The sequence below is a fragment of the Cohaesibacter sp. CAU 1516 genome, assembly GCF_005771485.1.
GTDB lineage: Bacteria > Pseudomonadota > Alphaproteobacteria > Rhizobiales > Cohaesibacteraceae > Cohaesibacter > Cohaesibacter intestini.
Map to the genome: position 1 here is coordinate 22,529 of NZ_VANT01000015.1, position 7,323 is coordinate 29,851.

Below are 7,323 nucleotides of genomic sequence, written 5' to 3' on the forward strand. Positions count from 1 at the left end.
AATAAGGGAGCGTTAGCGCTCGGAGAAGGCGACATCCATTGAGCGGAAGACCGGCTTGAGCAAATAGCGGGCCAAGGATTTCTCGCCGGTGACAATATCAGCGGTGACGACCATGCCGGGCAGAACAGGGAAGGTCGCCCCTTTGCGTTCAAAGGCGTTGTTGTCGAGGGCAATATGCACCTTGAAATAGGGATCGCCGCGCTCATCCTCAAAGGAGGTGGCTGAAACGGTTTTGACATGTCCTTCCAGAGCACCAAACAGATAGGGATCGAAGGTGGAGATGGTGACCTTGGCATCGGCTCCGACGCGGATATGACCGATATCCTTGGGCTGAACCTTCACTTCGGCGACAATGCGCCGATTGTCAGGTACGATCTTGGCCACAACTTCGCCGGAGCGAACAACCGCACCGATGGTCTTGTAGGCCAGTTCCTGAATGATGCCATCGGTTGGCGCGACGAGATCAAGACTTTCGACGCGATCCTGCTGTTTGGTCAGGACGCGTTCGAGTTCGGCCAGTTCACTGGCGCTTTTGGCCCGTTCCTTGGCCAGTTCGGACTGGATGGCGGCACGGGCCTGTTGCATCTGGATTTCTGCTTCGGTCACCTGCTCGCCGGTCGTGGCAATCTTGCCATCAAGCGCATAGAGTCTGGCACGCGCTTCTTCGAGCGCTGCCTGCGCTTCGAGAACGGAGCGGCGTGATGCATATTGCTGGCGCAGCAAAGATTCAAGGCTCTGATATTGCTCCTTGGCAATCTCGGCCCGTTTCTCGACGCTTTTCTTTTCGGCCAATGCGGCCTTGTGTTCGGCCCTGCGGCGTGCCAGCTGGGAGGCATATTTCGCCTCTTCGCGATTGATGCGGGTTTTCTCCGATTGGAAGACAGCGCTTTGGGAGGCAGCCAAGGTCGGGAAGCGGACTTCATCGCGACCGAAATTGGGGGCTTCACCCCGCTGCATCAGGGCATTGAGACTGGCGAGTGACATGCGCAGGGAAGTCGCGCGGATCACCATCTGGTCGCGCTCGCTTTCAGTTGCCGTGGCCCGCAGGCGGATCAGTGGCTGACCGGCTTTCACCCGATCCCCTTCGGCAACCAGAATCTGGTCGATATAGCCGCCTTCCAGATGCTGAACTGCCTGTACCGAGCCGGACGGCTGAACCTGTCCGCTGGCATGGGTAACTTCAAGCACCGACGTGACAAATGCCCAGATCACAAAGCAGGATAAAAACAGCAAACTGCCTGACACGACATAGTTGAACAATTGCGGCGGTTGCTCATTCTCGAGCGCCAGCGGCAACGTCAAAGTCTTGGCATCAAGATCATTCTTTTTGGACGCAAACAACTTCACCGAATTCAACCTTGATATCAAACAGCATGTCCAAACAGACACACGTGTCCCCCACGATACACGCCTCTAGAATAACGCCATTAATGTTAAGACTTAGTTGCTTTTCTAAACAGTTTGACGCAAAACCAAAAATTGCGGTTTCTTGCGTAACACAGCAACATATTGATAATATGACGCTTTATTATTTGGCAGTTCGATTGATAGACATCCCGCTGTCACGCTGCATCACGCAACGGATTTGTTGAAGGCATCGAGTTGCGGCATCACCTGTTCGGGTGGGCCATTGAGAATGACCTGACCTTCATGCAGCACGATGATGCGATCGGCAATCCGCATATGGCTCGGTCGCTGGGTGGTGAAGAGCACCGTCGCCTCCCCCTTCAGCGCACTGACATTTTCCATGAACTGGGTGTCGGCGGCAAAATCGAGATAGTTGGCGGGCTCATCAAGGAAATAGTAGGACGCCTTTTTGGCAAAGCTACGACAGAGTAGCAGCTTCTGCTTGAGCAGATCCGGCATCTGGTTGAGCACCTCGGTCTTCAGGCGGGTATCGATGCCTTCAGGCAGGTTGGGATGATTGCGCTGAATGAGGAATTTCTCGAACAATGCCAGAATCTCAGCCCGCGAGACTTTCGGATCGTTGAGATGGATATTCTGCTCAACGGTTCCATAGAAGAAGGTGGGATGGTCGGGCTGATAGCTGACCTCAAAGCGCAACTCACCCAGATCTATCTGACGAATGTCGAGATGATCAAAGGCCACCACACCGGCCACCGGGCGATAAAGACCGGCAAGCAGCTTCAGCAAGGTCGACTTGCCGCCACCACTTGGGCCGGTGATGGCAACCAGTTCACCGGGATTGATGGTGATGTTGGCCGACTTGATCGCCGCGTCGGAGGCTTGCGCATAGCGGAAGGACAGATTTTTTGTGGTGATGTGGCCCTCAAAGGAACGCGAAATGCTTGGCACCGTGCCGGGTTCGCGTTCCGGCTTCATCCGCATCAGATTGTTAACCAGACGAATCGCCTCGATCAGTTTGCCAACCCGAGACAGGCTCAGGAATGCATTTTGCAACGGCGACAGCACCCGCCAGATCAGGGCCATGATGGCGATCAGTCCACCAACACCCATATCGCCGGTCATCACCAGCATGGTGCCAAAGCCAAGGGTCGCGAGGCCTGCCATCATCGACAGGGCCTGGCTGACAATCTGGATTTTCTGCGAAAAGTGTTGTGCACGGAAGTCCAGCGCGGCAAAGCCCGCAGCGGCATCATCATAGCGTTCTTGCCACTTTGCCTCGCCGCCAACATTGCTGATCTCGCGATGCATCAGGAACAGTTCCATCATCACATTCTGCTTGTGAGACTTGGCGTCGCCGGACTGGATCGTCTGGCGCTTGGCGATGGGAATGCTGACAATGGCCATGATGATATAGGCCCCCAGCAGAATGGCAGGGATCGCTGCGAGCCAGCCACCAATCAATGCAATGGCAATGATGAAGACCAGCACAAAAGGCAAGTCCAACACCGCTGTACCGAAGGAACCCAGAAAGATCTCACGCAGTTTCTCAAACTGGCGCAGTCGGGACAGCTGTGAGCCGACCGACGCATTCTGCACCATGGAATAGGGGAAATAGAGCAGGCGCTGGAAGACCTCGACCGACAATGCAGTGTCAAAGCGCGCACCAACATAGGCCAGTACCCGGGTGCGCAACTGCCGCAAGGCATAGTCTGCCCCAATGATCAAGCCAATGCCGACGACAAACATGGCAAGACTGAAGGGCGCTTTGGACGGGATCACATAGCCATAGACCGACATGATGAAGATCGGCACGGCCATTGCAGCCAGATTGATACCAAAATTGATCAGGAACAGGGACAGAAACAGCCGCTTGAAAGAAGAGGCGGCGTGGGTGACCCAACCGAAGGACTGGACAAATCTGTTTTGCCCCGTCAGATCAAGCGGCTTGATGAGATAGACCGTCACCTGCCCTTTGGGGCTTTGGATCACCTCTTCATTGCCGGTTGCCCCGTTGAAACAATTGATCGTGCCGTCCCCATGATTGAGCGACAGCAAAAGATGGGTGATGCCCGAGGCATCTTCATAAAGACATGGCAGACGTTCCGGCGACAGATTTTGCAAGTCCACCTCGTTGGCGGTGGTGACAAAATTCAATCGCGTTAAAACAGCACGCAAGCCTTTGAAATCATTTACCTGATTGAAGTGAGGCAAGGCCTGAGCCAGATGGCGACCATCACCACCCCAGCCCAACACCGCCAGCACCACCTGTAAACAGCGCCCTGCCGAGCTTTCGCAATCGATGCCAGACCAGCGCTCCTTGATGCCAAGACGGGCTTCATAGTCAGAGAAGAAAGAGGTCTCCCGGCCGTCGAAGTCGTCATGGTGGGCTGGATGCGGGACACGACCCGTTTCTGTGCCTTGTTGAGCCTCAGGCATCGCCAAGTGATGGTCTTGGGACAGGCTTGCCAGATCGGAGAGGCTTAGCTCGCCGTCTGATGTCTGCTTTGCAAGTTCGGAGAACAGGCCCGTCCCATCCCCGCCTTGTTTGCCGTGCTGAGGCATGTTGGTATTGGACGCCGGCGCCCCGTTGCTGCGTGCCTTTCGGCGCGTGGGTTGAAGCATAATCCGCCCGGGTTGCTTGGAATTCCGGTCTGTCGTGCCACTGGTCCGATGTTCGGTCTTGCGATCCTTGTCACTCATGCAGACCTCCCCATTCGCAGGACCTCAGCCTGTGGCTTGCCTTGCTGCTGTTGAACGGCGTTTGCCTGTGTCGGGCGGGATGCCGCTTGAGGCGGCTGGTCCTGGCGCTCACACAGCTTGCCATCCGACAGGATATATTGCCGGTCTGCCATGGAGAGGAAGGAAGGGCGATTGGACAGGAACACCAATGTCATCTCCCCACGCAATTTCTCAAGTCCCTTGCGCAACAACGTGTCGGACCGTTGATCCAGCAGCGCATTGGCTTCTTCCAGAACCAGTATGCGCGGCTTTTGGGCAATGGCCCTTGCAATGCAGATGCGCTGGCGGAAGCTTGGCGGCAGGGTTTCGTTGCCGCCCATGCCAAGCATCATGTCGTAGCCCTGCGGCAATTGCTGGATGTCGCGCTCCAGACCAATCAACTGACAGGCTTCACGGGCGGCATGCAGCCCCTCACGGGGGTTGAACAAAGTGAGATTTTCGAGGATGGTCCCACTGAAAATGGCCGGACCATTTGGCACATAGGCGACCGACCCGGCGATGCTGCTATTCACCAGAGCGTCCAGCGGGCGCCCGCCCAACAGGACCTCACCAGACAGCGGCAATGTGCGCGCACGAATGAGGCGCAAGAATTCGTGGTCGTCACGGGGAATATTGCCCTTCAGGGCGATAAACTCGCCATCTCTGACCTCCAGATCAATCTGGTACGGCTCAGAAGCGTCATCCATTTGCGAGGCCAGAGTGACATTGCGCATGGAGACCGTCCCCGCGGAAAGGCTTTCACGACGAATTGCCAGCTCCGGATCGGGATTGATCGACAGTAGAGCGTCCACATTCTGCTTGACCAGATTGAAGGAACTCATTTCGCTCCAAGAGCGCACGGAGCGCACCAAAACCTCAACAGCCCGGCCACCCAGCAGCAGGCAACAGGCGAGCGAACCGATAGACTGGGTGCCTTCGATCACCAGAATAGCACCACTGCTGACGATGGTGACCATGGTCACCGCAGCGAAAGCCGCGCTGAGAGACTGGGTTGCGCCATCGAGCAAGACCGAGCGATGGAAGGCCACGGCAATGGCTTCCTGAAGACGCTCATATCGGCGCATCATTTGCGGCTCACAGGCCATGATCTTGATGGTTTCGACGCCGGCCAGCACTTCGATGACAAAATCATATTTGCGCCGGTCGAGATTTTGTCGCTCATCCTGCAATTGCTGGATATCGTCGGCCTTTTTCATCAGCATCCAGGCAAACACCAAGAACAGAGCAACCAGCAGGCCAGTGATTACCGGACTGACAATGGCCATGACGCCCAGAAAAATGAAAATGAATGGCAGATCAACAAGGCCCATCCGCGCCGGTCCGGCAAACATCCGGGCGGTGGCGGAAAGGGCATTCATCCGGTCGATATGGGTGCTGGCTGCGTCTTGCTCCACCCGTTCGGAGGACGCCCGCAAGGAGCGGCGCACCGCTTCGACGCCTGCCACATAATCAAGATAGGAGGCAGACCAGCCCGACACATGGGAGCGGACGATCTTGAGAATGGTGTCAATCACCAATACCGCAAAGAGCCCCCCCATCAGGTAGAGCAGGGTTTCATAAGACTGGTTGGGAATGATCCGGTCATAGATCTGCAAAATCACCAGCGGCATCGCCAGACCGAGGCTGTTGATCACCAGAGAGGCGGCAATGATGCGCTTGGGGACCCGGATATGCTCGGCAAACCAGGTATTCTGCATCGATTCCGGCGGCTGAAACACCGTCCGAATATGGGACAGGTAGGCACCCAGCCCCTTCGGGCGCTCCCCTTCATTTCCCGCTTGATACCCTGCAGACATGAGACCCATCATAACTCTATTTGTTGCCAGCCTGATCCGGAGTTGCACAGCAATCCCCAATGCGGGCAAACAGATTTACCTCCCTTTATGCCCCCAAGTCTCTTGATCATTTATTAACCACGTTCCCAATATCCGGATAAAATCGAGGCAGGAGCGCCCAAAATGGCGCTTTTTAGATCTTCGTAACCATTTTCGAAAACACACGCTTAACAAGGAGTCCGATAGCGTCGAACCCGACTGCCTGAACACCAAGGGCGAAGTGTATCGAGGAACAGGGTTATGGCTGACACCAATATTCCGGACATGAATACCAACAACACCATCTCCAAGCAGGAGGCAAACCGTACCCAACAGGCGGCTCAAAAGGCCGAGCTGGAGAAATCGGTAAGCGACTATGATACCGGAGACAGTGTGGCGTTCCGTCAGGATATCCTGAACCCGAACCTGCATTATGGATTGCTCAACGAAGCCGAGCAGGAATTTCCGGATACCGTTAGCGGTCCGGCCGAGAGTGGCGCCACGGACGTCGATACCAATGCAGCATCCGGTGACCAGACGGCCGATCTTGCCAGCCCGACCAGTTCCTTTGCCTCTTCGCCTGTATCCCAGACCGGTCTGTCAGCCGCCGATGAACCCATTGCAAGCGAAGCCCAGTCCGGCATCCAGTCAATTGATCATAGTGACGACGGCGCGTCTCAAGCGACCGCACCGATCGATGCCTCTCGTTCTAATGGCAATAGCATCGACGCTTCTGCTGTGCCGACACAGTCTTCCGATGACAATATTGCTCCACCAACCGACGGCGGAACAGAAACAAAGCCGAACAGCCCCGTTGAGGCCAACGACAGTGACGTTACCACCTCCGAGAATGTGGCGCTCAATGGCAATGTCGCGGCCACGGATCTCGATGGCGATGCGATCAGCTACAGTCTTGATGGCCAGCCTGCAGAAGGCACGGTCACGCTCAATGCAGATGGCACCTACAGCTTTGCTCCGGGCACCGACTTTGATGATCTGGCCGTTGGCGAAAGCCGCACGGTGACCTTCGACTTCACCGCTGATGATGGCAAGGGTTCGAGCGATACCGGCACCGTCACCATTGAAGTGACCGGCACCAATGATGCCCCAACTGCGATTGATCTCTCGGCAACGTCCGTTGACGAGAATGATGGCGGCGCGGTGATCGGCACCCTGACCAGCTCTGACGTGGATAGCTCTGACACGCATACTTACACGGTGTCTGACAGCCGCTTTGAAGTGGTTGATGATGGCGCTGGTTCCATGGTCCTCAAGCTCAAGGATGGTCAGTCCCTTGATCATGAGAGCGAACCGTCTGTCACCCTCACTGTCACCTCTGATGACGGCAATGGTGGCACCTATTCCGAAGACTTCTCGATCAATGTCGCGGACCTGAATGAAG

The 7,323-nt window shown here is 55.9% G+C and carries 4 protein-coding genes; 1 reads left to right on the top strand and 3 read right to left on the bottom strand.

Going from position 1 to position 7,323, the window contains the following annotated elements:
• Nucleotides 1-12: 12 nt before the first annotated feature.
• From FDK21_RS19745 to FDK21_RS19755, 3 genes are all read right to left on the bottom strand, one after another.
• On the bottom strand, nt 13-1,347 hold the full coding sequence (locus FDK21_RS19745; protein ID WP_171022198.1) for an HlyD family type I secretion periplasmic adaptor subunit: 1,335 nt from the start codon (nt 1,345-1,347) through the stop codon (nt 13-15).
• Nucleotides 1,348-1,572: 225 nt separating this feature from the next.
• Entirely contained in the window at nt 1,573-4,068 is a 2,496-nt protein-coding gene (locus tag FDK21_RS19750; RefSeq protein WP_138150590.1) for an ABC transporter transmembrane domain-containing protein, read from the bottom strand.
• Entirely contained in the window at nt 4,065-5,903 is a 1,839-nt protein-coding gene (locus FDK21_RS19755) for an ABC transporter transmembrane domain-containing protein (RefSeq protein ID WP_171022200.1), read from the bottom strand. The genes FDK21_RS19750 and FDK21_RS19755 overlap by 4 nt, the downstream gene beginning before the upstream one ends.
• A 279-nt stretch (nt 5,904-6,182) precedes the next feature.
• Here FDK21_RS19755 and FDK21_RS19760 point away from each other — a divergent pair.
• The coding region (locus FDK21_RS19760) for an Ig-like domain-containing protein (RefSeq protein WP_171022202.1) at nt 6,183-7,323 on the top strand (1,141 nt) is incomplete at its 3' end.

Excerpts from the sequence above, each read along its gene's own strand:
- FDK21_RS19750 (WP_138150590.1), bottom strand. The coding sequence starts at position 4,068 with ATGAGTGACAAGGATCGCAAGACCGAACATCGGACCAGTGGCACGACA.
- FDK21_RS19755 (WP_171022200.1), bottom strand. The coding sequence starts at position 5,903 with ATGTCTGCAGGGTATCAAGCGGGAAATGAAGGGGAGCGCCCGAAGGGG.